This is a genomic window from Microbacterium marinilacus, assembly GCF_019753765.1.
In the GTDB taxonomy this organism is placed as follows: domain Bacteria; phylum Actinomycetota; class Actinomycetes; order Actinomycetales; family Microbacteriaceae; genus Microbacterium; species Microbacterium marinilacus.
The window spans coordinates 136,138-159,861 of the sequence record NZ_JAIJZW010000002.1; the positions used below are offsets into that span (position 1 = coordinate 136,138).

Below are 23,724 nucleotides of genomic sequence, written 5' to 3' on the forward strand. Positions count from 1 at the left end.
CCGGGCATGGGATTCTCCGCGTGGGGACTGGCGATCGGCCTGGCCGTGCTCGCGCCCAATCTGCTGCTGCCGCTCTTCCCGCCGCGCACGTCGATCCCGTCGTCGCCCGTCCCGCGGGCCCTGGGATGGCTCGAACGCGCCGGGCAGGCCCTGTGCCTCGTGGTCCCCGCGCTCACCGCGTCCGGCGACCCCGTCTGGTGGTGGTTGATCCCGATGCTGGCGGCGCTGGCGGGCTACTACGCGCTGTGGGCGCGCTATCTTCTGGGCGGACGGCGAGGGGAGGACCTGTACCGGCCGCTGGGAGTGCTGCCCGTGCCGATGGCGATCCTTCCCGTGCTGGTCTTCCTCGCGTCCGCCGGCTGGCTCGGCAGCGCCTGGATCGCCGCCGCGGCCGTCGTCCTCGCGGCCGGGCATGTGCCCGCCGCCGCGATGCGCGCAGCGCGCGGCTGATCAGGCCTTCCGGCCCGCAGCCGGGCCGACGAGCCGCTGGGTGCCGAGGACGACCGCGAGCGAGAGACGGTCGGCGTCCTCGGAGCCCGGCTCGGCGGTGTACACCATCAGCCGCAGGTCGTCCCCGGCGACGACGAGGGTGTCGCAGTCGAGCGCGATGGGGCCGACGTCCGGGTGCTCGATCACCTTCCTCCGCGTCGGGTCGTCGCGCTGCGGCAGCTCGTCCGAGCCCCACAGCTCGACGAAGCGCGGGCTCTGCGCGCGCAGCCGCGACACCAGACGAGCCACGCGCGGGTCGCCGGGGTAGCGTGCCGCGGTCAGCCGCAGGTCGGCGACGAGTCCTGTCACCAGATCGTCCCGATCCTGCTCGGTGTGGACGACGCGACCCCGCGGGCCGAGCAGGTTGCGCCACAGGGCGTTGCGCTCGAGCCCCTGCCATGTCGTCGTCGCGCCCATCAGCGCGTCGTACGGGGCGTTGGCGATCACCAGGTCCCACAGCCCGTCGTAGACGGCGACCGGGATGCCCTCGAACCTGTCCAGCAGACGCAGCACGCTGGGCGCGATGCGCGCCGGCACCGTGCCGCGCCCGGGCGGCGCCTGCCCGGCCAGGCGGTACAGCAGCTCGCGCTCCGCGTCGCTGAGCCGCAGCACGCGGGCGAGCGCCTCGACCACCTGCGCCGACGGCGACGCGGCCCGTCCCTGTTCGAGACGCGTCAGGTAGTCGACCGAGATCCCGGCGAGGCCCGCCACCTCCTCGCGGCGCAGGCCGGCGGCCCGCCGTCGCCCGCCGACGGGCACCCCCACCGCCTCGGGCGCGACGCGGTCGCGCCAGTGCCGCACCGCCCGGCCGAAGCCGCCGTGACCCGATCCGGGATCCTCCATGCCACCAGTGTCCCGCGCCGCGGCGCGCCTGTCCTGGCCCTGCCGTTCCTACGACAGGCGGACGACTGCCGCGGGCCCGTCGGAAGGCGGAGAGTCGACGCATGACGACGACATTCATCACCGGGGCGAACAAGGGCCTCGGACGAGAGACCGCCCGCCAGCTGATCGCCCTCGGGCACACCGTGTGGATCGGCGCGCGGAACGAGGAACGGGGCCGCGCAGCGGCCCATGAGCTGGGGGCGCGGTTCGTGCGGGTGGACGTGACGGACGCCGCGTCCGTCGACGCCGCCGCCGCGCGGATCGCCGAGGCCGGAGGCATCGACGTGCTGGTGAACAACGCCGGGATCGAGCCGCGTCTCGCCGGCAACGCCATCCCGACGCCGGCGGACGAGAGCGCGGACGACGTCCGCAGGACGTTCGAGACCAACGTGTTCGGCGTCGTGTCGGTCACCCGCGCCTTCCTGCCGCTGCTGCAGCGGTCGTCGGCGCCCGTGATCGTCAACGTGTCGAGCGGGCTGGGGTCCCTGGCCGGGCTGTCCGACCCGGACGGGTACACGCACTTCTACTCGGGAGTGTCGTACCCGGCCTCGAAGGCGACCGTGAACGCGCTGACCATCCAGTACGCCAAGGCGTTCCCGGAGATCCGCGTGAACGCGGTCGAGCCCGGCTACACGAACACCGACCTCAACGGCCGCACGGGCACGCAGACCGTCGAGGAGGGCGCCGAGATGATCGTCCGGATGGCGTGCGTGGGGGCCGACGGCCCCACGGGCCGCTTCATGTCGAGCCGCGGCGAGCTGCCCTGGTGAGTCCGCGAGGCCGCGCGGCCGGTTCAGTGCCGCGCGGCCTCATGGAGTCGGCCGCGCGGGCGGTATCGGCCGATCAGGACGCGTCGTCGGGGGAGCGGTCTCCGCGACCCGACAGCGCCGATCGCAGCGCCTGCTCCGCCCCGTCGCCCGCGTGAGCGGCCTCGGCGTTCTCCGAGCGCACGGCGTCGACGATCTCCGCACGCTGGATGCGGGTCTCGCGCGGGGCGTCGATACCGATGCGGATGCTGTCGCCCTTGATGTCGAGCACCGTGACCTCGACGTCGTCGCCGATCACCACGCGCTCGCCGATACGCCTCGTCAACACCAGCATCGCCTCAGACTATCGGCCGTCGGGCGCGCGGAGTGAGGCGGCGTCGCAGACCCGTGTGCGGGCGGTCAGGCCGCGAGCGACTGGCTGTCGCGCACGACGCCGACGGTCTCGATCGCGAGTCCCGCCGAGGTCGCCTCGCTGTACGACAGCACGGGCAGCCCGTCGGTCTGCGCGGACAGCAGCCGACGCACGGCCGGACGCAGCGTCGGCGCGCACACGAGCACCGGCTCGCCGAGCGCCGGGTCGATGTCGGCGACCGCCGTCTTGAGGGAGACGAGCACCGCGTCGAGCCGCGCCGGGTCGAGCACGATGTGGCTGCCGTCCTCGCCCGCCCGCATCCCCTCGAGCATCGTCTGCTCCAGCAGCGGGTTGATCATCACGACGCGCAGCGTGCCGTCCTGGGCGAACCGCGTCGCGATGGCCGGCCCGAGCGCCGCCCGCGCCGCCTCGACGAGGCCCTCGGGCTCCGTCGAGGTCTTCGCCCGCAGCGCGAGGGCCTCGTAGATGCGCGCCAGGTCGTTGATCGGCACCCGCTCGGCCAGCAGCCCCGTGAGCACGCGCTGGATCTCCGCGAGCGAGAGCAGCGCGGGCGTGAGCTCGTCGACCGCGGCGGGACTGACCTGCTTCAGCCCGTCGGTGAGCTGTCGCACGTCCTCGCGGCTCAGCAGGCGCGGCGCGCTCGACTGCACGATGCTCGACAGGTGCGTCACGATCACGCTGGCGCGGTCGATCACCGTCGCCCCCGCCAGCTCGGCGCTGTGCCGCATCTCCTGCGGCACCCATTTGCCCTCGAGGCCGAAGACGGGGTCGAGCACGGCCGATCCGGGCAGCGCGTCGAGGGATCCGCCGAGCGCGAGCACGGCCCCGGGCGGGGCCACCCCGCGACCGGCCTCGACGCCCGCGACACGGATGGCGTAGGTCGACGGCGGCAGCTCGATGTTGTCGCGCGTGCGCACCGGCGGCACGACGAAGCCGAGATCGAGAGCGGTCTTGCGCCGGAGCGCCTTGACCCGCGCGAGCAGGTCGTCCGGCCCGCCGGTGACGAGGTCGACGAGGTTCGGCGCGAGGAGGATCTCGAGGGCGTGCACGCGCATGCGCTCGATGAGGTCCTCCGGGCGGTCGGACGGCGGTGCGACGGGCGCCTCGTCCCCCTCCTCCGCGCGGCGCCTCTCGCCCGCCTTCAGGCGCTGCGCCGCCAGCAGGAGCCCCGCGCCGATGGCGATGAACGGCAGCATCGGCATGCCCGGGATCAGCGCCATCACGATGGCGGCACAGCCCGAGATCGTGAGCGCGTTTCGCGACTGCGCCAGCTGAGAGGCCGCGGCGTTGCCCATCTCGTGCTCGGCGTTCGAGCGCGTCACGATCATGCCGGTCGACACCGCCATCAGCAGGGCCGGGATCTGCGTCACCAGGCCGTCGCCGATCGTCAGCAGGCTGTAGGTGCTGAGCGCCTCGTCGATGGCCATGCCGTGGGAGACCATGCCGATGCAGATGCCGCCGACGATGTTGATCACGATGATGACGAGGCCCGCGATCGCGTCGCCCTTGACGAACTTCGACGCGCCGTCCATCGCCCCGTAGAAGTCGGCCTCCGCCGCCACCTCCGCACGCCGGGCGCGCGCCTCGGCATCGGTGATGAGGCCCGCGTTCAGATCGGCGTCGATGGCCATCTGCTTGCCGGGCATGGCATCGAGGGTGAAGCGGGCGCCGACCTCGGCGACGCGCTCGGCGCCCTTCGTGACCACGACGAACTGGATGACCACGAGGATGAGGAACACCACGGCGCCGATGATCAGCGATCCGCCCACCGCGATGTGACCGAACGCCTCGATCACCTGCCCCGCGTACGCCTCGCCGAGCACGAGCCGGGTGGAGGCCACGTTCAGCCCGAGCCGGAACAGCGTCGCCACGAGCAGCAGCGACGGGAACACCGAGAAGTCGAGCGGCTTGCGCGCGAACATGGTGGTGAGCAGGATCACCAGCGCGAACATGATGTTCAGGATGATCAGCACGTCCAACAGCGGCGGTGGGACGGGCACGACCAGCAGCATGATGATGCCGACCACGCCGACCGGCACGGCGAGGCTCTTCAGCAGCGTTCTCATCTCGGGGTCTCCTGATGCGGGCCCGTGGCGGACCTCCCGCGAGGGGAGGACGCCGTCCGGGCGGGTTCGGGAACGGTGTGCACGCCGCCGGGGGAGCCGCGGCGTTCGAGCGCGGCGACGAACACGAGCACGCGCGCCACCGCCGTGTACAGCTCGGTGGGGATCTCCTGGCCGAGGTCGCACGCCGCGTGCAGCGCGCGCGCCAGCGGGATGTCCCGCACCATCGGGACGCGCGCCTCCGCGGCCTTCTCGCGGATGCGGTCGGCGATGACGCCGCTGCCCTTGGCCACGACGCGGGGCGCCGAGCGCCCCGGCTCGTAGGTCAGCGCGACGGCCACGTGGGTCGGGTTGACGAGCACCACGTCCGCGCCGGTGACCGCGGCGATCATGCGGTTGCGGCTCATGGACAGCTGCCGGGACCGGCGCTGCTGGCGGATGAGGGGATCGCCCTCGCTCCTCTTGTTCTCGTCCTTGGCCTCGCGCTTGGTCATGCGGGTGTGCTTCGTGTTGCGGCGCATCACCACCAGCACGTCGACGAGCGCGAGCGCGACGCCCACGGCGACCGCCACCCACAGCACCGCGACGGTCGCCCCCGCCGCCTCCGCCAGCAGCCGGCTGACGGAGTGCCCGCCGCTGGCGGCGAGCACCGGCACGAGGTTCGCGATCACGAGCCACAGGGCGCCGCCGATCGCGAGGGTCTTCAACAGGGCCTTCGCTCCCTGCCACAGCGCCTGCAGGCCGAACAGGCGACGCACGCCGGAGACCAGGTTGAACTGCTCGACGCGCCCGGTCAGTCCGCGCAGGTGGATGCCGCCCTGCGCGGCGGCGGCGAGCAGCGTCGCGATCGCCACGGCCGCGAGCAGCGGCCCGAGCGTGGCGCCGATCGACTCGATCCCGTCGGCCAGCAGGGCGACCGCGCGCTGCGGGTCGGGCGAGCGGGTGATCGACGTCACCGCGATCATCTGCTCGGTGCCCGACGAGGCGCCCTCCGAGATCGCTCCGGCCGCCATCGCCCCCGCGGCGGCGATGCCCACCCACGCCGTCAGGTCCTGGCTGCGCGAGAGCCGGCCCTTGCGCCGGGCCTCGCGCAGGCGCTGGTCGGTGGCCTTCTCGGTGCGCTCTCCGCTGTCCGCCTCGGCCATCAGCGCACCCCCTGCAGCAGTCCGAGCGCGTCGCGCGACAGCGCGGAGACGACGCCCGGCAGCACGAGGAACACGACGCCGGCGAGCAGCAGCGTGAGCATGATCTTCAGGGGGAAGCCGAGGGCGAACGCGTTGAGGGCGGGGGCGACGCGGGTGACCAGCCCGAGCCCGACGTCGGCGAGGAACAGCACGAGGATGAGCGGCCCCGCGATCTGCACGGCGGCGAGCATCATCTGGCCGACCACGTCGACGAGCAGCTCGGCGGGCTGCGAGATGCGCAGGACGCCGTCCACCGGCACAGCGGCGAAGCTGCGCGCGAGGCCGGCGATCACGAGCTGGTAGCCGTTCGACGCGAACAGCAGCACGACCGCCGTCAGCTGGAACAGCCTGGTGAACTGGGCGCCGTTCACCATCGACTGCGGATCGAAGGCCTGCGCGAGCTGGAAGCCGCCGAACGTGTCGATCAGGTTGCCCGCCGCCTGGACCGCCGAGAACACCGCGAGCACGAGGAAGCCGAGGAGCGCCCCGGTGGCCACCTGCAGCACCAGCGCGCCGAAGAACGGCCACACGCCCGCCGCGGAGGTGTCGACGCCCTCGTATCCCGGCGCGACGGCGGTGCCGATCGCCAGAGCGAGCCCGATGCCGAGCATCGCCTTGATGCGCGCCGGGATGGCGCCGTGCGAGAACGGCGGCGCGATCATCAGGAAGGCGGTGATGCGCACGGCCGCCATCATGGTCGCCTCGAGCCACGTGAAGTCGACGGGGATGTCCACGCGTCAGCCGCCCGACAGCAGCGACGGTATGCGTCCGAACATCTCGTTCGTGAAGGCGATGATCTCGGCGATCATCCAGTTGCCGCACACGAGCAGCGCGATGCCGACGGCGACGACCTTCGGCACGAACGAGAGCGTCACCTCCTGCACCTGCGTGATCGACTGCAGCAGCGAGATCGCGAACCCGACGACGAGCGCCGTCACCAGCAGGGGAGCGGCGAGCTTGGCGGCGACGATCAGCCCCTGCATGCCGATGTCGAGGACCGCCTCGGGCGTCATCCGCCGCCTCCGGCGTAGGACTCCAGCAGCGAGCGGATGATGAGACCCCAGCCGTCCACGAGGATGAACAGCAGGATCTTGAACGGCAGCGAGATCATGACCGGGGGCAGCATCATCATGCCCATCGCCATCAGAGCGGACGCGACGACGAGGTCGATGATCAGGAACGGCACGAAGATGACGAAGCCGATGATGAAGGCGGCGCGCAGCTCCGAGATCATGAACGCGGGGATCAGCGTGTACAGCGGGACGGCGGCCGCGTCCTGCGGGTTCGGCTGGTCGGAGACCCGCGTCATGAGCGCGAGGTCCTCCTCGCGGGTGTACTGCAGCATCCAGTCGCGCAGCGGCCCCTGGCCGAGGTCCACGGCCTGCGCGAACGTGAGCGACCCGTCGACGTACGGCTGCACGGCGATCTCGTTGACGTCCGTCAGCACCGGCCACATGATGAACAGCGACAGGAACAGCGCCAGCCCCGCGAGCACCTGGTTCGGCGGGATCGACGGCAGCGAGAGGGCGTTCCTCGCCATCGCGAGCACCACGAAGATCTTGGTGAACGACGACATCATCAGCAGCAGCGCCGGAGCGACCGACAGCAGGGTGATGCCGAGCAGCGTCAGGATCGACGCGGACGGCGAGCCGTTCACGCCGTTGATCTCCACCGTCACGCCCTCTCCGGGCGCCTCGGTCGGCAACACGGGATCCGCCGGCGGCGTGGGGGCGACGGGCGCGGCATGAGCCAGCGCGGGGGACAGGATCATCGCCACCACGGCGACCAGCACCGCGACGGCCAGCAGCACCGCGCAGCGGGCGGCCCAGTGCGCCAGCCTTCCCGGCTGGTCGCGGCGCGCGGCGTTCATCGCCGGGTGCGGAGCGCCGCTGCCGTCTGGCGCCACGTCTCCGGCGAGAGGATCGAGCCGCGCAGCGGGTCGGCGCCGCCGGGGCGAGCGCTGCGGCGGTCGCGGCGCAGCGCGGGCTCGGCCTCGTCCGGCCCCGTCTTCGCGGGGGAGTCCGCGTCCGCCGCCTCCGCGAGGAGCCGCTCGAACTCGCTCACGACGTCCGCCGCGGGGGTGCTTCCCGCGCCCGGCTCGCCGATGCGCTGGGGAGCGCGTGCGCGGTCGACGACCGAGATGCCGTGCTCCGTGACGCCGAGCACATAGCGCGTCCCCTCGATCTCGACGACGACCAGCTGCGCCTTGCCGCCGAGCCCCCGACGGGACAGCACGGAGATCCGCTCCTCGCGACGGCCGCGCGCGGTGCGGCCCGTGGTCCCGCGCGCGATGCGGCGCTGCAGGAACCAGAGCAGCCCGAGCACCGCCGCGAGCGAGACCGCGACGCGCAGGGCGAGGAGCAGATCGTCCAGGTCAGACCTCGGCGTTCTCGAGGATGCGCGTGATGCGCACCGCGTAGTCCTGGTCGACGACGACGATCTCGCCGTGCGCGATCAGCCGGCCGTTGAGCTTGACGTCGGCCGGAGCGCCGGCCGACCGGTCCAGCTCGACCACGCGGCCGGGGGTGAGATCGAGCACGTCCCGCACCGCCATGCGGGTGCGGCCGATCTCGACGGTCAGATCCATCTCGACGCCCGCGATCCGGTGCAGCCGACGCGAGCTCGTCGACGCGGCCGAGGAAGCCGCGGTGCCCGGCGTCACACGCACCGCGAGACGCCCGACGACGCGACCGGCGTCGTCCTGCAGGTCGAAGATCTGGGCCTGCGGGTGCGAGAAGAGCGCCGAGGCGTCGCCGAGGCGGGTCTGACCCAGCACGCCCGGTCCGAGCGTGGCGGCGGCCGCGTCGAGGGCGTCGTGCAGACGGTCGCCGAGCGGAGCGTGCGGCACGCCGTCGTTGAGGGCGCCGGGGTCCAGCAGCAGCACCGCCAACTCGGCGCTCGTGTCGCCGACGTACGACGCGATGACGGCGTCGCCGGTGTCGCCCGAGGCCTGCGAGGCACGAGCGCTGATCGCGGTCGTCGTCGGCATCCGCGCCGCGAAGGCGGCGGCGACGGCGGACTCGTGGGCGGTGATGCTCACCTGGGCTCCTCTGGATCGGCATGGTCGGGACGGTCCGCGGCCGCGGACCCGTCCGATGAGGTGGCGGTGACGACGCACGCGAGCCGGGCGCCGCTCGTCCCCACCGCGGCCGTCGCGACCGGGACGTCGCCGGCGACGAGGTCGAGGGGACGGTCGTGCGCGTGGGGCACGCGGATGAGGTCTCCCACGGACAGCCCCAGCACGTCGGCGGGGTGCACGGTCAGCGGGGCGAGGCGCAGCGAGAGGTCGACCGGGGTCTCCTCGACCTGTCGGCGGATGAGCCTCGGAGCCGTCTCCGCGGGGGCCGTGGGATTGTCGACGTTGAGCCGTTCCAGCACGAGGTGCGCGGGCAGCATGACGCTGGCGGGCACCGGGCGCTCGCCCAGCAGCAGCGAGAACTGGGCCACGACGACCAGGTCGCCGGCCGAGGCGAGCTGCGCGAACTGGGGGCTGTACTGGATGCCCGCGACCGTCAGACCGCGCGGGAACAGCCCGCCGAGCGCGTTGCCCAGATGGTCGAGGGCGCCCGCGGTGAGATGCCGGATGAGCGCCTGCTCGACCGGCGTGAGAGCGCGCTCCTCGGCGATGTCGACGGGACGCCCGCCCACCATCTGCACGATCCACGACAGCGCCGCCGACAGCGGGAACTGCACGATTCCCTTGCCCTCGACATCGGGCAGCGAGCACACGACGATCGTCGTGGTCGGCGGGAGGGAGTCGGCGTACTCGGCATAGGTGCGCAGCGAGACCTGCTGCAGGCCGACGTGCGCGCGCACGCGGATCTTGTCGGTCAGCTGCGTCGCCCACTGGCGCGCGAACGTCTCGAAGGCCAGCTCGAGCACGCGGGCGTGCTCGCGCGCGAGCGTCGCCGGGCGGCCGAAGTCGTACGGCTCGACGGCCGGCGCCGCATCCGCCGGCGCAAGCACGGTCGCGCGCTGCTCGATCACCACGAACCCGACTATCGGGCGCGTGGCGGTGCGCGTAAGGAGCGGCGCGCGCCGGATCGGCGCCGCCGGGTCAGAGGGGGAAAGGCATCGCGGTCAGGAGGGGGCGTCCCCCTCCACCAGCCCCGGGATGAGCGCGCGCACCTCCTCCGCGGCGTCCGAGAGCACGACGATGTCGACGCGGCGGTTGCGGGCCAGCGACTCGTCGTCCGATCCGTCCGCCAGGGGACGCGTGGCGCCGAACCCCACCGCCTGCGTCCGGTCGCCCTGCAGGCCGTCGGCCTCCACGAGATGCCGCAGCACCTGGGTCGCCCGGCCGGAGGACAGCTCCCAGTTCGTGGGGTAGGGGGCGACCGGCGCGCGGTGATCGGCATGCCCCTCGACCGAGATCCGGTTCGGAACGTCCACGAGCACCGATCCGAGGGCGTCGAGCACCGTCACGGCCTTGGCGGTCAGGTCGACGCTGTTGGTCGAGAAGAACGTCTCGGCGCCGACCAGGCCCACCGTGAGGCCGCGGTCGTCGATCGTGAACTCCGCCGTGTCCGCGATGCCCCGGGCCTCGAGCGCGCCCTCGAGGCGCTCACGCAGCGAACGCAGGTCGTCGAGCTCGGCCTGCGCCGCGGCGAGGTCGGCGTTGGACGCGTAGCCGACGTCCTTCGCGCGCAGCTCCGGGGGCAGCACCAGGCCGGAGAAGTCGATCTCGTCGGTGGGCTCCTGGCCGAAGCCCGTCGCCAGCGAGTCGCGCAGCGCGTCGAACTTCTGCTGGTCGACGCTCGACATCGCGAACAGCACGATGAACAGGCACATCAGCACCGTGACCATGTCGAGGTAGGACGCCATCCAGCGCTCGTCGGGCCCGTCGTGCCCGTTCGCCGCGTGGTCGGGCACGCGGCGCCGACCGCCGCCGCGCACGCTCACGACGTCTCCACCGGCTCGGGCGCCGGCTCGCGCTCTTCCTTCGCGCGCGCCGGCCGCTCGACGACGAGCGCCTGCAGACGCTCGCCGACCAGGTGCGGCGGGCTGCCGGACTGCACCGCGAGCATGCCCTCCAGGACCAGTGTCATCCGCTCCAGCTCGAGCTCTCCGAGACGCTGCAGCCGGTTTCCGATGGGCAGCCAGATGAAGTTGGCCGACAGCAGGCCCCACAGCGTGGCCACGAAGGCGGCGGCGATCATCGGACCGAGCGTGTCGGGGGTGTCGAGCTGCTCGAGCACGTGGGTCAGGGACACGACGGTGCCGATGATGCCCACGGTGGGGGCATAGCCGCCCAGCGTCGCGAAGAACCGGGAGGCGGTGCGGTTGCGCGCCGCCGTCGAGGCGATCTCGTCCTCGAGCATGACGCGCAGCTCGTCGGCGTCGGTGCCGTCGGCGATGCTCTGCAGCGCCCGGCGGGCGAACGGGTCGGCGGCGTCGGGCACGAGCTGCTCGAGCGACAGCAGGCCCTCGGCGCGCGCCTTCTCCGCGTACGCGACGATGTCGTCGATCATCGCGGACGCCTTGCGGCGGTCGCCGCGCACGGCGCGGGGAAGGGCTTTCACGGCGGAGACGGCGTCGCGCACCGTGGCGCTGGCGATGCCGATCGCGATCGTGCCGCCGAAGACGAGCACCATCGGCGCGGGCAGGAAGAGCGAGGCGATGCTCGCGTGCTCGAGCGTGATCATCGCGTACAGCGAGCCGAACGCGAGGACGATGCCGACCAGGAACGCGGGATCCATCAGCCGGTCACCCCCTCGCCGCGAGCGGCGGACCGCACACCGGCGGCGGCCGCGGCGAGCACCTCGGCGCGGAACGAGAAGATGCGGCCGATCACCTCGTCCATGGTCTCCAGGACGATGAAGGTCGCTCCGTCCACCATGACCAGAGTGGTGTCGGGCGATGCGTGAATCCGCTCGACGAGGTCGGGATTCACCGCGAACCGCGTGCGGTTCAGGCGCGTGACGACGATCATGGCTCCATCCTGGAAATGCAGTGCGTCGATCCGGGGGATCTCGTGACGCGTGCGACCCGTCCTGGGTCGCGATGCCGGCGGCCCGTCCTGGACCGTCGAAGAGGACTGTCGGCAGACGCGCGGCGGCGGTTAGGCGCGTATCGAGCATGTGGTGCTCAGGGTTTCCAACAATGTTGGATACTCTGAACAACTAGGAGGCGACATGGATGCGACGGCGGCGATCAGGGCGCTGGCCGAGAGGGGCGTGCGTGTCACCCCGCTGAGCGCGGACCTGCTCCGCGCACAGGACGGCACGCTGTACCGCATCGCACGCAGGCCGAACCCGGCCGCCGTGCGCGAGCTACGAGATCAGCACCCGGACGTCACGATCATCGCGCCCGTCGTTCGCACCACGGCCGCCATGAGAGAGCTCGCCGCACTGGACGGCAGAGTGATGCTCATCACGCAGCCGCCGCGACCGTCTGAGTCGACCGCAGGCAAGCGCGGTCCGGCGCCGCGGACGCAGTGGGCTGCCGCGCGCGCCCTGCTCGCCCATCCCGGGCGGCGATGGAGCCAGCGCGAGCTCGCCGCCGCGGCGGGTGTGTCCTCCGGCGCCGTCAACAGTGCCTTGAACCAGTCCCTCGCACCGTTCGTGCGCATGGACGTGCGGTGGTCGGTCGTGGACCCGGAAGGGCTGTGGGACTGGCTCGCGTCCGTCTACAGACCGGCCGAGACGCTGACGACGTACTGGTGGCGCGATGATGCACTCGACGTCCAGGCCGACTCCGTCGTCGCCGCCGACCCGGCCGCAGTTCTCACTGGCGATCTCGCGGCCGATCGCTACTTCGGCTGGCGGCGACCCGAGCACGCGATGTTCTACAGCAACCTCGGCGCCCCCGACATGGCGGCGCTCGGCTTCGCGATGGACGACGAGGGCGGTCACACCATCGCACTCTCCGTGCCCTCGGACAAGAGCGTCCCCGCGCAGGCGACGACCATCCAAGGGGTGCAGTGCGCAGACCCGTTCCTCGTGGCGTGGGACGTCCAGCGCACGGGTACCACCGGCGATCACGATGAGGCGGCCCGCATGATTCGAGACGAGACGATCCGGCGGTTCGCTCGTGTCTGATGCGGGACCCACTGTGCTGGGACCTGCCTACCTCGCCGCTTCAGCGGCCGCAGACGACGCCGCGTAAATCGCCCTGCATGACCTCACCCGCGTGCTCGCCACACATGAAGACGCCGCCGTCGTCGGCGGCCACATGGTGGCGATCCTCTGTGCGCTCCACCCCTCGCCGGGGCTCAGTGTCAGGCGCACCGGCGACGCCGACGCCGGCATCCCCGTTCAGGTGGCCCGTACCGGTGACATCCACGAAAGCCTGGTGGCCGAGGGATACACCGACACGCAGGGTAACCGGTACGAGAAGGAGACTCCGGAGGGAATCCCCAACGCGGTCATCGACGTGCTGGTGCCATCGACGGGATCGGCGACACGGATCCACGAAGTCGAGTTGGGCGGTCGACGATTCGACTCCGTGCCCGGCCTCAACTCCGCCATCGTCTCTGCGCGCGAGGTCGACGTCGAGATGCGGCTGCGCGATGGCACCGCCCTCACCGCGATGCCGCGCGTGCCCACCGTCGAGCTCGCATTGGTGCTGAAGGCTCTTGCCTGGTCCGACCGGCGCGCGGACAAGGACGTCGTCGACATCGCGAACCTCTTGGCGATCCGCGACCAGCACAGAGAGTCATCCGGACCCTGGTCGCTGAACGCGAAGGCACTGACTGCGAGCAGGCGCGACGGCGCTGCCGCGCTCCACACCCTGGCTGATCAGTGGGAGGGCGGCGGCACGAGGAACGCCCCGGTCGAGGTCCGCCGACTCGTCGTGCGGATCCGGCGTCACATCACGGACCCCCGTCCGTAGGAGAAGAACGCCGAGTCGACGACGAGCGGCGAGGGGGCCGAGGACGTGTTCCACGACGACGGCCTCCCCTTCTGCGGGACGGGCGTAAGAGACAGGCGAAAGCCTGTGCCTGTCAGCGCTTCAGGTTGGTGAGCTCCTGCAGCACCTCGTCGCTCGTGGTGATGATGCGGGCGTTCGCCTGGAACCCGCGCTGCGCGACGATCAGGTTGGTGAACTCCTGCGACAGGTCGACGTTGGACATCTCGAGGGCGCCGCTGATGAGCGATCCCATGCCGTCCACGCCCGCCTCGCCGATCGTCGCGTCGCCCGAGTTGACCGTGGGACGGTACTGCGAGCCGCCGGCCTTCTCCAGCCCCGACGGGTTGACGAACGTCGCCAGCGCGACCCGCGCGAGCACGGCGGTCTCGCCGTTGCTGAACGTGCCGACGAGGCTGCCGTCGTCGGACAGCGCGTACGACTGGAGCGTGCCGGCGGCGTTGCCGTCCTGGCCGCCGATCGCGACCGTCTTCAGCTCGGCGTAACCGGTCACCGCGGAGAGGTCGACCGCGATGGGCCCGGCCGTCAGCGAGCCGCCGCCCGTGAGCCTGCCGTCGTCGAACGTGAGGGACGTCGTCGCGCCGCCGGCCGTCGCGACGTCCCATCCGCCCGCCGTGCGCGTGAACGTCAGGGTCAGCGTGTCGGCCGTGCCCTCCGCGTCGTAGACGGTGACGTCGCGCACCAGCTCGTCGCCCACCGCCGCGTCCGATGGCAGGTTGCCCGTGACGCGAGCCGACGTCGTCGCCGCGGCGGGGGAGACGGCGCCCACCGGCAGGGTGATGTTGCCGGTCGGGCTGCCGGGGGCGATCGCGCCGTCCTGTGCCGTCCAGCCCTGCACGAACGCACCGTCGGCCGTGACCATGCGACCCTGCGCGTCGAACGAGAAGCCGCCGTTGCGCGTGTAGGCCGTCTCGGCGCCCGAGCGCACCACGAAGAAGCCGTCGCCCGCGATCATCAGATCGGTGGGCACCCCGGTCGCCTGCGCCGATCCCTGCGCGAAGTTCGTCGAGATCGACGCAACCTGCACGCCGAGGCCCACCTGCGCGGGATTGCGCCCGCCCGTCTCGGCCTGCGGCAGGGCCGAGTTCTGCACGATCTGCGAGAGCGTGTCCTGGAACTGCACGGACGACGCCTTGAACGCCGCGGTGTTGACGTTGGCGATGTTGTTGCCGGTGACGTCGAGCATCGTCTGGTGCGAGCGCAGGCCCGAGATGCCGGCGTAGAGGGAGCGGAGCATGGCTGCCTTCTTTCGTAGGGAGGAGGTTCTGGGGATCAGTTCTGGGTTCAGGCGACGGCGACGGCGACGCCGGAGACGGCGTCGAGGGGCACGGACACGTCGCCGAACAGCACCTGCGGCGTGCCAGAGGCGAACGACACGGCGGTCACCAGGCCGGTGCGCGTCTCGCCGTCGGCGTCGAGGTAGGACGCCTGCCGGCCGACGAGGTCGGCCGCGGTCTGACGCATGGAGAGGGCGAACGTCTCGTTCGACGTGGACGCGAGGGTCGTGAGCTGCTCCATCATGGCGAGCTGCGTGCTCTGCGAGATCATCTCGTTGGTGTCCATCGGAGAGCTCGGGTCCTGGTTCTTCAGCTGCGTGACCAGCAGCTGGAGGAACACCTCCGAGTCGAGCGACTGCTTGCGCTCGCTCGCGGGGGTCTCGTTGCGCGTGTAGAGGCCGGTCGCGGAGACGGGGTCGACGGTGGGCATGGGATCCTCTCGATCAGGCGAGCACGTCGAAGGACGCGGCTGCCGCCCAGCCGTTCGACGGGAGGGGGGAATCGGTCGCGGCTCGGGCGTGCCCGCCGTCTGCGTCGCCGGGGCGGGAACCCGGGGAGGGGCGCTCGGCGCGGTCGCGCGCCGCGTGCGGAGAGCCGTCACGCGGCGACTGCTGCGGCGCGCCGTCGCGGCCGGCCTGCGATCCGTCGGCGCCGGTGTGCGTGGAGGACTGCGGAGACGAGTGTCCCGCGGACGGGGCCGGCTCGCCGGTCGCCAGCGACAGGGTCGCGTGCGGCGCGGCGATCGCGAGGTCGCGTCGCAGGTCGGCGAGGACGAGACGGAGGGCGTCGCGGCCGACGTCCGACGGCGAGAAGAGCTCGATCCGCATCGTGTCGCCGGAGATGCGGGCGCGCACGGTCACCGGCCCGAGGTCCTCGGGCGAGACCGTGAGCGTGACCTCGTGATCGCCGTCGCCCGCGGCGGCGAGCGCGGTCACGTGCGGGACGAGCTGCGGGACGAGCGGCGGCCGCGGCCCGGCGGTCGCCGCCGGGGGCGGCGCGGCGGCCGGAGCGGCCGTGCGGACCGGGCTCTCCGGGGCGGCGGTGCCTGTCGTCTGGACCGGAGCGGGATCGCGCGGCGCCCCGTCGGCCTCGTGCGTGGCCGCCGACGTCGTCGGGGCGACGGGGACGGCTGCCGCCGCGCCCACGCGTCCGCCGGGGGCCGCGACCTGCGGTTCGGCGTCTTCGGGTCGGGAGGCGGCGGCGCGGCTCGTGGCGTCCGCCCCGTCCGGCCGCCCGGCCGCGGGCGTCGCGGCGAGCGGCGCGGAGGTCGTGTCCGCCGCGACGGGGCGCCCCGCGTCGGGCGTCGTCACGGTCGTCAGCGGCGCGGGCGCGCCCGTGGCGGCGTCCACGGTCGTCACGGGTCCCTCGGCGCCGCCTAGGCCGGAGTCGCCGTCCGCCGCGCCGGACGAGACCGGGGCGGGCACGCCCGCGTGCTCCGGCGGCGTGCCGGTGGCGACCGCGCGGCGGTCGGCCGCGCCGTCCGCCGCGGTCTCGGACGGGGAGGTGTCGGACGGCGCCGTCGCCCCGGACGGGGCATCGGACGGGCTCGCGTCGAGCGAGAGGCCCGTCGCGTGCGCGCCCTGGGGCACCGGCACCGGCACCGACTCCGGTGCTCGACTCGATCCGGGTAGGAAGGCCGTGGGGTCCGCCGGCTCTGCCGCCGTCGCCGCGGGGTCGGTCGGCCCGGGATCGGCCGCGTCGGGCTTCGCCGCGTCGGACGGTGCGATCTCGGCGAGGCCGCTCCCGGTCGAGGGCGTCTCGCCGCCGTCCGCGTGAGCGGCGACGGGCGACGGGGGAGTCGGGGCCGGCGGCGTCGGCGAGACGGGATCGGCGAGCGCGGCGAGCGCGGCGCCGAACAGGGACGCGGCCTCCGCCGAGCCCGACGAGGCGCCGCCCGCGCGCGGCGTCGGTGCGGCTGCCGGGAGCAGGCCGACGAGGCTCATCCGAGCAGCCCCGTCGTGAGCGTCCCGCCGGCGGGCATCGCCTGGGCGAGCCCCGTGGCCTGCGAGGCGAACATCGTCTGCATGACCGACAGCAGCTGGGCCGCGTCGATCTCCGGCGCCTGGGCCGGAGATCCTCCGGTCGCGGTGACGTCGGCGACCGGGCCGACCGTCGACGACGCCTCGCCGGCGGGCACGATGCGGCGGATCGTGGAGATCTCGTCGGCGGACAGATAGTTGTCCACCAGCTGCACGTCCTTGCCGGGACGCGGCGCGTGGATGATCTTGCCGTCGCCGGCGTAGATCACGATGTGACCCTCGCCCTTCACGACGAGCAGGTCGCCCGGCTGCGCCTGGTCGAGGGACGGCACCTCCACGCCCACGTCGGCCTGGTCCTGGACGACGCGGGGCACGTCCACCCCGAGGTCGGCGAACACGCGCTGCACCAGGCCTGAGCAGTCCATCCCCGTGGCGTCCTCGCCGCCGAAGACGTAGGGGACGCCGAGGTACTGCCTCGCCCGGGCGACGACGTCGTCGCCCGAGGCCACGCCGTCCGCCGTCGCGGACGATCCGAGCGCCGCCGTGCGCAGCGCCGCGGCGAAGTCCTCGGCGGTCGAGCCCGCGACCGTCGTCGCCCCGGTGGCCGTCGCCGCGCCCGTCGCGGACACCGTGGACGCTCCGGACACCCCGAACGTTCCGGACGTCGTCGTCCGAGGCTCCACGAGATCCTGGATCATCGTCTGGATCGCGCCGATGCGGTCCGTCGCCGCCGACAGGCTCATGCGACGTCCTCGGCTGCGGCGGTGAGGCGGGGCGCGGCTCCGACGCCGGCGGACCGGCCGGCGATCGAGCGCGCGGAGGCGATCTCGTCCAGCGCGGCCTGCTCGACGCGGAGGTCGTTCACGCGCTCGCGCTCGGCGTGCGCGCGCTCGAGCTTCTCGAGGCCCCGGGCGCGCGTCTTGGCCTCGCCGTGGACGCGTCGGGCCTCGTCGACGTCGGCGCGCTGCGCATCCGTCAGCAGAGCCAGATCGGCGAGCCTCGACCGTGCCGCGGCACGCGACGCCGCGATCGCCGCGAGCGTGCGGACGTCCACGGCGTCGTCGTCCGCCTTCGCGAGCGCCGCACGCGTGCGCCGGTCGCGCGCCTCGGTCTGCTGCGCCGCGATCGCCGCGCGCGACAGCCGTTCGGCGGCGGCCCGCTCTTGGACGCCGCGCAGCCGCAGCAGGCCGGCCAGTGAGAAGCCTCGGGTCATGTCACATCTCCGAACGTCGAGACGAGCTGGGACAGCCGGTGCCACGCCTCCGGTGCGGGGCACGACTCCTCCAGCGGCTGGGTGAGGAAGGCGGCGATCTCGCGCTCGTGGGCGATGGCGGCGTCGACCCGGGGGTTCGCCCCCGGCTGGTACGCGCCGATGTCGATCAGGTCGCCGGCTCCGCGGCGGGCGGCCATCACGGTGCGCAGCGTCGTCGCCAGCCGGCGCTGCTCCGGCGTGGTGACCTTCCCCGCCACACGGGAGACCGAGCCGAGCACGTCGATCGCGGGGTGGTGACCGGTCAGCGCGAGGGCGCGGTCGAGCACGATGTGACCGTCCAGGATCGATCGCGCGGCGTCGGCGATCGGCTCGTTGTGGTCGTCGCCGTCGACCAGCACCGTGTACAGCCCGGTCACGGACCCCTCGCGGCCCGTGCCGGCCCGTTCGAGGAGGCGTGCCAGCACCGAGAACGTCGACGGCGGGTAGCCGCGGGTGGCGGGAGGCTCGCCCGCCGACAGCCCGATCTCGCGCTGCGCCATGGCGACGCGCGTGAGCGAGTCCATCATCAGCACCGCATGGGCGCCGTCCTCGCGGAACGCCTCGGCGATCCGCGTCGCGGTGAAGGCGGCGCGCAGCCGCGTCATCGCCGGCTGGTCGGACGTCGAGACGACGACGACCGACCGCGCGAGGCCCTCCGGCCCGAGGTCGTCCTCGAGGAACTCGCGCACCTCGCGCCCGCGCTCGCCCACCAGCGCGATGACGGCCACCTCCGCCTCGGTGCCGCGGGCGATCATGGACATCAGCGACGACTTGCCGACGCCGGAGCCCGCGAACAGGCCTAGGCGCTGCCCGCGCCCGACGGAGGCCATGGTGTCGACGGCGCGCACGCCGAGCGACAGCGGCACGTCGATGCGGGCGCGATCCATCACGGCCGGCGGAAGGTTGTCGACACTCACACGAGGAGGGTCCACGAGGGGGCCGCGACCGTCGATCGGGCGCCCCAGGCCGTCGAGCACGCGGCCGAGCAGCGCCCGTCCGGTGGGCACGCCCAGCGCCCCTCCCGCCATACGTGCGGCGGTGCCGGTCGTCAGCCCCGACATCGCGGCCAGCGGCATGCAGCGCAGCGCGCCGCCGCCCGTCGCGACGACCTCCGCCTCGATCCCGTCGCCGAGCGTCAGCAGATCGCCGACCGCCGCCTCGAGCCCGCGCACCTCCACGCCGAGCCCCAGCACCTGCGAGACGGTGCCGACGCGCTCGGGACGCGCCGCGTCGAGCACCGCCTGCCAGCTCACGGGGCACCCCGCTCGCCTGCGCGGTCGCCGAGCGCCGCGCGGGCGCGGTCGAACGCGGCCCGGATGCGCGCGTCGACCGATCCGTCCGGCACCACGACGACGGCGTCCCCCGGGGAGAGGGAGCCGTCCGCTGTCAGGGCGATCCCGGACGGCACGGCGTCCTGGGCGCGCAGGGTCTCCAGGTCGGCGGTGCTCAGGCGCACCTCCCGCACCTCGGCGGGCGGCGCTTCCGCGAGCGCGCGACGCAGGGCCGCGCGCGCTGAGTCCTCGCCGTCGGCCAGCTCACGCGCGACGACGACCTCCGCGAGGTCGACGGCCAGGCGCTCGAGCGTGCGCTGCGCGGCGTCGGCGAGCTGGCGCTCGCGCTCCGCCAGCGACAGCGCCGCGGCCTCGAGCGCGCCGACCGAGAGGGCGATGGCGCGCTCACCGGCGACGCGCTCCTGCTCGCGATCCCGCTGCGCCTCCTCCCTCATCAGGTCGGCCGCAGCGGCAGCCGCGCGCATTCCCTCCGCGTGCCCCGCCGCATAGCCGCGCACGCGCGCCGATGCGAGCTCGCGGTCGGCATCGGGGCTGCGCCCGGCGATGCGGGGGAACACCGCCGCCGCGAACCGCGCCGGCGGCGGCACCGCGGCCGACGGGTCAGTAGACATACTCGTCCTCGTCCGCGCGGTGCACCGTGATGTCGCCGGCGCTCGCGAGCGCGCGGATCGTGCGCACGATCTCGGCCCGTGCCTCCTCGACCTGCGACATGCGCACCGGCCCCATGATGCGCACCTCGTCGTCGAGCACCTCGCGGTTGCGCTCCGACACGTTCTTGCGCACGACCTCGGCGATGCCCTGGTTCGCCCCCTTGAGCGCCAGCGCGAGCGTGCGGATGTCGACCCCGCGCAGCACGCGCTGCGCGTCGCGGTCCTCCAGCTTGACGAGGTCGGCGAACGTGACCATGCGCGAGCGGATGTCCTCCGCCAAGGCGGTGTCGCGATCCTCCAGGCTCTCCAGCAGGGCCTTCTCGATGGTCGCCTCGGAGCGGTTGATGATCTCGACGAGGGGCTGCACGCCGCCGACCGTCTCGGTCGCCTCCCGCATTGCGAACACGCCGGTGCGCGAGCGCAGCGTCTCGGCCACGACGGCGACCGCCTCCTGCGTGGGGGTGCCCATCGTCGCGATGGACTGCGCCACGTCGGTGCGAAGCGGGTCGGGGAGGGCCGCGAGGACCTCGGCCGCATGGCTCGTGCGCAGGTGCGCGAGGACGAGCGCGATGGTCTGCGGCAGCTCGCCCTCGAGCAGGGTCGCGAGCTGGGCCGGGTCGGCGACGTTCAGGAACTCGAGCGAGGTGCCCGCCATCGACGAGTTCACGCGGGTGAGCACGCCCGCGGCGCGCTCCGCGCCGAACGACGCCTCCAGCAGCCGCGCGGCGATGTCCCGTCCCCCGCGGCCCGGGCTGAGCCTGCCCGATGCGACGAGATGGAACTCGCGCAGGGCGCGGGTCGTCGTCGCGGCGTCGAGGCGCCCCATCCGGATGATCTCCGCGGCGAGCTCCTCCGCCTCGGTCTCGCTGAGGTGCTTCATCACCTCGACCGCGCGGGCGGGGTCGAGGTTCATCAGAACGACGGCCGCCTTCTGCGACCCGGTCAGCTCGATCACGCGTCGACCCGGTCGGACATCAGGCTGCGCAGCACCTCGGCGGTCTTCTGGGGGTCGCGCCGCGCCACTGCCTCGAGCTCGACGCGCTGCCGCTCCAGCGCCAGCTGATCGGGCTCGGGGCCGGGCTCCGGCTCGACGTCGAGCGCGATCGTCGGCGCGACCGTCTCCAACGGCGACGGCGGCGGTACGGTGGTGAGCTGCACGGTGTCGGCGTCGTCGGCGTCCTGCGGAGTGAGCAGCAGCGTCTCCGCGGTGAGCTCGAGGGGCGATCCCATGTCCTCGGGCTCCCGCCGGCGGCGGGAGCGCACGGCGAGGACGATCACGCCGATGAGCAGCGGGAGGCCGATCGCCGCCGCGATCAGCGACGTGCGCAGCACGCCGTCCGCGCGCTCCGCCTCCTCGGCCTGCCTCGCCTCGAGCAGCGCCTGCTGCGCGGCGTCCGCGTCGGCCGTGCTGAACGACATCAGCGCGACGGTCACCTCGTCGCCGCGCTCGCCGTCGAGGCCCGCCGCGGTCGCGACGAGGTCCTCGATCTGCGTCACGTCGATGCCGGCGACCGCACCGGAGTCGACCGCCACCGACACGGCCTGGCGGGTGATGTCGCCCGCCGGCGTGGTGATCGTCTCGGTCGACTTGTTGACCATGTTGTTGCGGGTGGTCTCGGTCGACTCGTAGCTGCCGCCCGCCTCGCCGGTCGGCACCGCGATGTTGTCGGGGCCCAGCACGCCGGTGCCGCCGGTGCCGCCGGTGTAGCTCTCCGTGCGGGTCTGCTCGGTGGCCGGCGGCGCGTCCTCCGGGTTCGTATAGGTCTCGTCGACGCGCTCGCTGGTGGCGCGCGACATCTCGGCCGCGACCGTCACCGTCGCGTTGCCCGCGCCGACCACGCGGTCGAGCATGGTCTGGATGCTCGCGGCGACACGGGTCTCGTAGTCGCTCGCCTGCTGGTCGGTGCCGCCCGTCGTGCCGATCCCGACCGCCGAGAGGGTCTCTCCGGACTGGTCGATGACGGCGACGTTCTCGGGCCTCATCCCGCTGATCGCCGCGGAGGTCAGGTGCACGATCGCCTCCACCTGCCTGGCGTCGAGCGTCGTCCGGCCCTGCGTCTCGACGAACACGGACGCCGTCGGATCGGCGGTCTCGGCGACGAAGACGCTCTCCTCGGGGATCGCCAGCTGCACGGAGGCGGCGCTGACCCCGTCCAGTGCGGAGATCGTGCGGGCGAGCTCGCCCTCGATGGCGCGCTTGTAGGTGACCGACTGCTGGAACTCGGACGTGGTCACGCCCATGTCGTCGAGCAGCGTGTAGCCGCCGGAGCTCTCCGTCGGCAGGCCCGCCGCCGCGGCGGTGAGGCGCTGGTCGTAGACGTCCTGCTGGGGCACCAGCACGGTGCCGCCGCCGTCGGAGAGCTCGTACTGCACGCCGGACGAGCGCAGCTGCTCGACCACGGCGTTCGCGTCCGACGCCGACAGCCCGCTGAACAGGGGGGTCAGCTGCGGACGCGCAAGCCAGCTGCCGAGGGCGACCGCCCCGAGCGCCAGCACGGCGACGCCGATGATCGCGATGGTGCGCTGGGCCAGGGTGAAGCTCGCCACGGCACGGCCGAGGCGTTGGAAGACGTTGGTGACCGCCTGGGGCATCAGGCCTGCATCCTCATGATCTCGGTGAACGCGTCGACGCCCTTGTTGCGCACGGCGGCGACCAGCTCGAGGGTCACCGACGCGCGGGTGGAGGCGATCATCGCGGAGTGGATGTCGGTGAGGTCGCCGGTGACGGCGGAGACCGCGAGCTGGTTGGACGTGGCCTGCAGCTGCTGCAGCTCGTCGACGGCGCCGGTCACCGCCGACGCGAAGCCGCTGCCGTCGGCGGGGGCGGCCGGCGCGGTCGGCGCCGGAGCGACGACGGCGGCGGCGCCCGAGACGGAGTCGATGGAGGGGACCGGCATCAGCTGCGTCCGATCTGGAGGGCGGCCTCGTAGGTGGTCTTGGCACGGTCGACCACGGCGGCGTTCGCCTCGTAGCCGCGCTGGGCGAGGATGAGCTGGCTCATCTGGTCTCCGAGGTCGACGTCCGGATAGCGCACGTAGCCGTCGTCGTCGGCGAGGGGGTTGTCCGGCTCGTGGACGAGCCGTCCCTCGGCGTCGCCGAGGGCGATGCCCGCCACGTGCACACCGGGGCTGTCCGGGTCGTTCTCCACCACGACATAGCGCGCCTGGAAGGCGCTGCCGTCCGTGGAGGACGCCGTGTTGACGTTGGCGATGTTGTCGCTCAGCGCGTCGAGCCACTTGCGGTGGACGTTCAGGCCGGTGCCGGCGATGCCGATCGCGTCGAAGGTCACGACGTGGTCCTCAGCGCCGTGCGCACCGAGCTGAACGACCCGCCGATCGCCTGGCTGGCGAACTGGAAGCGCAGCACCGTGTCGATGCTCGAGAGCGTCTCGGTGTCGAGGTTGACGTTGTTGCCGTCGGTGCGGGTCGGCTCGAGCGACTCCGCGGTGGTCGCGGCGACGCGGCCCGACCCCTCTGCCACGGAGGCCGCGAGGGCCTCCTCGAACTGGACGCGCTTGGCGCGGTAGTCCGGCGTGTTGACGTTCGCGATGTTGTCCGCGATGGCCCGCTGGCGTTGCGAGAGCCCGTCCATGGCGCTCGTGAGCGCGCTGATGGTCACTGAGTCGAACACGATCCCGTTTTTCTCGG

General features: G+C 73.1%; 29 protein-coding genes. 4 read left to right on the plus strand and 25 right to left on the minus strand.

The features are described from left to right. Positions 1-6 precede the first annotated feature (6 nt). Positions 7-450 (plus strand): hypothetical protein, encoded by a 444-nt coding sequence (locus K5S26_RS04035; protein ID WP_221856262.1) that lies wholly within the window; start codon positions 7-9, stop codon positions 448-450. Here K5S26_RS04035 and K5S26_RS04040 read toward each other — a convergent pair whose 3' ends face one another. Beyond that, positions 451-1,332, minus strand: coding sequence for a helix-turn-helix transcriptional regulator (locus K5S26_RS04040; RefSeq protein WP_221856263.1), 882 nt, complete (start codon positions 1,330-1,332; stop codon positions 451-453). Positions 1,333-1,433: 101 nt separating this feature from the next. Between K5S26_RS04040 and K5S26_RS04045 the strand changes: the two genes are divergently transcribed. Continuing rightward, positions 1,434-2,141, plus strand: coding sequence for an SDR family NAD(P)-dependent oxidoreductase (locus K5S26_RS04045; protein ID WP_221856266.1), 708 nt, complete (start codon positions 1,434-1,436; stop codon positions 2,139-2,141). 73 nt (positions 2,142-2,214) lie between these two features. On the opposite strand, the gene csrA is transcribed toward K5S26_RS04045, so the two are convergent. The 12 genes from csrA to K5S26_RS04105 all read right to left on the minus strand — a co-directional run bounded on the left by csrA (position 2,215) and on the right by K5S26_RS04105 (position 11,690). After that, complete coding sequence (gene csrA / locus K5S26_RS04050; protein WP_221856268.1) at positions 2,215-2,472, minus strand: carbon storage regulator CsrA; 258 nt, start codon at positions 2,470-2,472, stop codon at positions 2,215-2,217. A 65-nt stretch (positions 2,473-2,537) separates the two neighbouring features. After that, positions 2,538-4,577: a flagellar biosynthesis protein FlhA gene (locus K5S26_RS04055; RefSeq protein WP_221856270.1), complete on the minus strand. Its 2,040-nt coding sequence runs from the start codon at positions 4,575-4,577 to the stop codon at positions 2,538-2,540. Continuing rightward, positions 4,574-5,719 carry an EscU/YscU/HrcU family type III secretion system export apparatus switch protein gene (locus K5S26_RS04060; RefSeq protein ID WP_221856272.1) on the minus strand — a complete coding sequence of 382 codons (1,146 nt, stop codon included), beginning with the start codon at positions 5,717-5,719 and terminating at the stop codon, positions 4,574-4,576. Before K5S26_RS04060 ends, K5S26_RS04055 begins: the two co-directional genes overlap by 4 nt. Further along, positions 5,719-6,492, minus strand: coding sequence for a flagellar biosynthetic protein FliR (locus K5S26_RS04065; RefSeq protein ID WP_221856274.1), 774 nt, complete (start codon positions 6,490-6,492; stop codon positions 5,719-5,721). The genes K5S26_RS04060 and K5S26_RS04065 overlap by 1 nt, the downstream gene beginning before the upstream one ends. Before the next feature lie 3 nt (positions 6,493-6,495). After that, on the minus strand, positions 6,496-6,771 hold the full coding sequence (gene fliQ / locus K5S26_RS04070; RefSeq protein WP_221856276.1) for a flagellar biosynthesis protein FliQ: 276 nt from the start codon (positions 6,769-6,771) through the stop codon (positions 6,496-6,498). Next, on the minus strand, positions 6,768-7,628 hold the full coding sequence (fliP, locus tag K5S26_RS04075) for a flagellar type III secretion system pore protein FliP (RefSeq protein WP_221856278.1): 861 nt from the start codon (positions 7,626-7,628) through the stop codon (positions 6,768-6,770). Before fliP ends, fliQ begins: the two co-directional genes overlap by 4 nt. After that, complete coding sequence (locus K5S26_RS04080; RefSeq protein WP_221856280.1) at positions 7,625-8,083, minus strand: FliO/MopB family protein; 459 nt, start codon at positions 8,081-8,083, stop codon at positions 7,625-7,627. The genes fliP and K5S26_RS04080 overlap by 4 nt, the downstream gene beginning before the upstream one ends. Before the next feature lie 49 nt (positions 8,084-8,132). Next, positions 8,133-8,798: a flagellar motor switch protein FliN gene (fliN, locus tag K5S26_RS04085; RefSeq protein ID WP_308122750.1), complete on the minus strand. Its 666-nt coding sequence runs from the start codon at positions 8,796-8,798 to the stop codon at positions 8,133-8,135. After that, a complete protein-coding gene (locus tag K5S26_RS19125; RefSeq protein WP_221856282.1) occupies positions 8,795-9,748 on the minus strand; it encodes a flagellar motor switch protein FliM in 954 nt (317 codons plus the stop codon). Before K5S26_RS19125 ends, fliN begins: the two co-directional genes overlap by 4 nt. Before the next feature lie 90 nt (positions 9,749-9,838). Continuing rightward, a complete protein-coding gene (locus K5S26_RS04095; RefSeq protein ID WP_221856284.1) occupies positions 9,839-10,660 on the minus strand; it encodes an OmpA/MotB family protein in 822 nt (273 codons plus the stop codon). Beyond that, positions 10,657-11,457 (minus strand): motility protein A, encoded by an 801-nt coding sequence (locus K5S26_RS04100; RefSeq protein WP_221856286.1) that lies wholly within the window; start codon positions 11,455-11,457, stop codon positions 10,657-10,659. The genes K5S26_RS04095 and K5S26_RS04100 overlap by 4 nt, the downstream gene beginning before the upstream one ends. Further along, a complete protein-coding gene (locus K5S26_RS04105) occupies positions 11,457-11,690 on the minus strand; it encodes a flagellar FlbD family protein (RefSeq protein WP_221856287.1) in 234 nt (77 codons plus the stop codon). Before K5S26_RS04105 ends, K5S26_RS04100 begins: the two co-directional genes overlap by 1 nt. Positions 11,691-11,892: 202 nt before the next feature. Between K5S26_RS04105 and K5S26_RS04110 the strand changes: the two genes are divergently transcribed. Both K5S26_RS04110 and K5S26_RS04115 read left to right on the plus strand, forming a co-directional pair. Then, the gene (locus K5S26_RS04110; RefSeq protein WP_221856288.1) at positions 11,893-12,798 is read left to right on the plus strand and encodes a hypothetical protein; all 906 of its coding nucleotides are present in this window, start codon (positions 11,893-11,895) and stop codon (positions 12,796-12,798) included. A gap of 91 nt (positions 12,799-12,889) precedes the next feature. Continuing rightward, the gene (locus tag K5S26_RS04115; protein WP_221856289.1) at positions 12,890-13,591 is read left to right on the plus strand and encodes a hypothetical protein; all 702 of its coding nucleotides are present in this window, start codon (positions 12,890-12,892) and stop codon (positions 13,589-13,591) included. Positions 13,592-13,703: 112 nt separating this feature from the next. Here K5S26_RS04115 and K5S26_RS04120 read toward each other — a convergent pair whose 3' ends face one another. The 12 genes from K5S26_RS04120 to K5S26_RS04175 are packed head-to-tail and all read right to left on the minus strand — an operon-like array spanning position 13,704 to position 23,707. Then, the gene (locus K5S26_RS04120) at positions 13,704-14,864 is read right to left on the minus strand and encodes a flagellar hook protein FlgE (RefSeq protein WP_221856290.1); all 1,161 of its coding nucleotides are present in this window, start codon (positions 14,862-14,864) and stop codon (positions 13,704-13,706) included. A gap of 47 nt (positions 14,865-14,911) precedes the next feature. Beyond that, complete coding sequence (locus tag K5S26_RS04125) at positions 14,912-15,334, minus strand: flagellar hook capping FlgD N-terminal domain-containing protein (RefSeq protein ID WP_221856291.1); 423 nt, start codon at positions 15,332-15,334, stop codon at positions 14,912-14,914. A 13-nt stretch (positions 15,335-15,347) separates the two neighbouring features. Further along, positions 15,348-16,847 carry a flagellar hook-length control protein FliK gene (locus tag K5S26_RS04130; protein ID WP_221856292.1) on the minus strand — a complete coding sequence of 500 codons (1,500 nt, stop codon included), beginning with the start codon at positions 16,845-16,847 and terminating at the stop codon, positions 15,348-15,350. After that, on the minus strand, positions 16,844-17,626 hold the full coding sequence (locus tag K5S26_RS04135; protein WP_221856293.1) for a C40 family peptidase: 783 nt from the start codon (positions 17,624-17,626) through the stop codon (positions 16,844-16,846). Before K5S26_RS04135 ends, K5S26_RS04130 begins: the two co-directional genes overlap by 4 nt. Continuing rightward, entirely contained in the window at positions 17,623-18,096 is a 474-nt protein-coding gene (locus tag K5S26_RS04140; protein WP_221856294.1) for a hypothetical protein, read from the minus strand. Before K5S26_RS04140 ends, K5S26_RS04135 begins: the two co-directional genes overlap by 4 nt. Further along, entirely contained in the window at positions 18,093-19,388 is a 1,296-nt protein-coding gene (locus K5S26_RS04145; RefSeq protein ID WP_221856296.1) for a FliI/YscN family ATPase, read from the minus strand. The genes K5S26_RS04140 and K5S26_RS04145 overlap by 4 nt, the downstream gene beginning before the upstream one ends. Further along, positions 19,385-20,038 carry a FliH/SctL family protein gene (locus K5S26_RS04150; RefSeq protein ID WP_221856297.1) on the minus strand — a complete coding sequence of 218 codons (654 nt, stop codon included), beginning with the start codon at positions 20,036-20,038 and terminating at the stop codon, positions 19,385-19,387. The genes K5S26_RS04145 and K5S26_RS04150 overlap by 4 nt, the downstream gene beginning before the upstream one ends. Next, on the minus strand, positions 20,028-21,032 hold the full coding sequence (fliG, locus tag K5S26_RS04155) for a flagellar motor switch protein FliG (protein WP_221856298.1): 1,005 nt from the start codon (positions 21,030-21,032) through the stop codon (positions 20,028-20,030). The genes K5S26_RS04150 and fliG overlap by 11 nt, the downstream gene beginning before the upstream one ends. After that, complete coding sequence (gene fliF / locus K5S26_RS04160; protein WP_221856299.1) at positions 21,029-22,669, minus strand: flagellar basal-body MS-ring/collar protein FliF; 1,641 nt, start codon at positions 22,667-22,669, stop codon at positions 21,029-21,031. Before fliF ends, fliG begins: the two co-directional genes overlap by 4 nt. Then, a complete protein-coding gene (fliE, locus tag K5S26_RS04165; protein WP_221856300.1) occupies positions 22,669-22,974 on the minus strand; it encodes a flagellar hook-basal body complex protein FliE in 306 nt (101 codons plus the stop codon). The genes fliF and fliE overlap by 1 nt, the downstream gene beginning before the upstream one ends. Next, entirely contained in the window at positions 22,974-23,366 is a 393-nt protein-coding gene (locus K5S26_RS04170) for a flagellar basal body rod protein FlgC (protein ID WP_221856301.1), read from the minus strand. The genes fliE and K5S26_RS04170 overlap by 1 nt, the downstream gene beginning before the upstream one ends. Then, a complete protein-coding gene (locus K5S26_RS04175) occupies positions 23,363-23,707 on the minus strand; it encodes a flagellar basal body rod protein FlgB (RefSeq protein ID WP_221856302.1) in 345 nt (114 codons plus the stop codon). The genes K5S26_RS04170 and K5S26_RS04175 overlap by 4 nt, the downstream gene beginning before the upstream one ends. Between the last annotated feature and the right edge of the window lie 17 nt (positions 23,708-23,724).

What these genes read in the sequence shown, in the direction of transcription:
- K5S26_RS04035 (WP_221856262.1), top strand. Translation starts at nt 7, where the DNA reads ATGGGATTCTCCGCGTGGGGACTGGCGATCGGCCTGGCCGTGCTCGCG.
- K5S26_RS04040 (WP_221856263.1), bottom strand. Translation starts at nt 1,332, where the DNA reads ATGGAGGATCCCGGATCGGGTCACGGCGGCTTCGGCCGGGCGGTGCGG.
- K5S26_RS04045 (WP_221856266.1), top strand. Translation starts at nt 1,434, where the DNA reads ATGACGACGACATTCATCACCGGGGCGAACAAGGGCCTCGGACGAGAG.
- csrA (WP_221856268.1), bottom strand. Translation starts at nt 2,472, where the DNA reads ATGCTGGTGTTGACGAGGCGTATCGGCGAGCGCGTGGTGATCGGCGAC.
- K5S26_RS04055 (WP_221856270.1), bottom strand. Translation starts at nt 4,577, where the DNA reads ATGAGAACGCTGCTGAAGAGCCTCGCCGTGCCGGTCGGCGTGGTCGGC.
- K5S26_RS04060 (WP_221856272.1), bottom strand. Translation starts at nt 5,719, where the DNA reads ATGGCCGAGGCGGACAGCGGAGAGCGCACCGAGAAGGCCACCGACCAG.
- fliQ (WP_221856276.1), bottom strand. Translation starts at nt 6,771, where the DNA reads ATGACGCCCGAGGCGGTCCTCGACATCGGCATGCAGGGGCTGATCGTC.
- fliP (WP_221856278.1), bottom strand. Translation starts at nt 7,628, where the DNA reads ATGAACGCCGCGCGCCGCGACCAGCCGGGAAGGCTGGCGCACTGGGCC.
- K5S26_RS04100 (WP_221856286.1), bottom strand. Translation starts at nt 11,457, where the DNA reads ATGGATCCCGCGTTCCTGGTCGGCATCGTCCTCGCGTTCGGCTCGCTG.
- K5S26_RS04105 (WP_221856287.1), bottom strand. Translation starts at nt 11,690, where the DNA reads ATGATCGTCGTCACGCGCCTGAACCGCACGCGGTTCGCGGTGAATCCC.
- K5S26_RS04110 (WP_221856288.1), top strand. Translation starts at nt 11,893, where the DNA reads ATGGATGCGACGGCGGCGATCAGGGCGCTGGCCGAGAGGGGCGTGCGT.
- K5S26_RS04120 (WP_221856290.1), bottom strand. Translation starts at nt 14,864, where the DNA reads ATGCTCCGCTCCCTCTACGCCGGCATCTCGGGCCTGCGCTCGCACCAG.
- K5S26_RS04125 (WP_221856291.1), bottom strand. Translation starts at nt 15,334, where the DNA reads ATGCCCACCGTCGACCCCGTCTCCGCGACCGGCCTCTACACGCGCAAC.
- K5S26_RS04130 (WP_221856292.1), bottom strand. Translation starts at nt 16,847, where the DNA reads ATGAGCCTCGTCGGCCTGCTCCCGGCAGCCGCACCGACGCCGCGCGCG.
- K5S26_RS04135 (WP_221856293.1), bottom strand. Translation starts at nt 17,626, where the DNA reads ATGAGCCTGTCGGCGGCGACGGACCGCATCGGCGCGATCCAGACGATG.
- K5S26_RS04140 (WP_221856294.1), bottom strand. Translation starts at nt 18,096, where the DNA reads ATGACCCGAGGCTTCTCACTGGCCGGCCTGCTGCGGCTGCGCGGCGTC.
- K5S26_RS04150 (WP_221856297.1), bottom strand. Translation starts at nt 20,038, where the DNA reads ATGTCTACTGACCCGTCGGCCGCGGTGCCGCCGCCGGCGCGGTTCGCG.
- fliF (WP_221856299.1), bottom strand. Translation starts at nt 22,669, where the DNA reads ATGCCCCAGGCGGTCACCAACGTCTTCCAACGCCTCGGCCGTGCCGTG.
- fliE (WP_221856300.1), bottom strand. Translation starts at nt 22,974, where the DNA reads ATGCCGGTCCCCTCCATCGACTCCGTCTCGGGCGCCGCCGCCGTCGTC.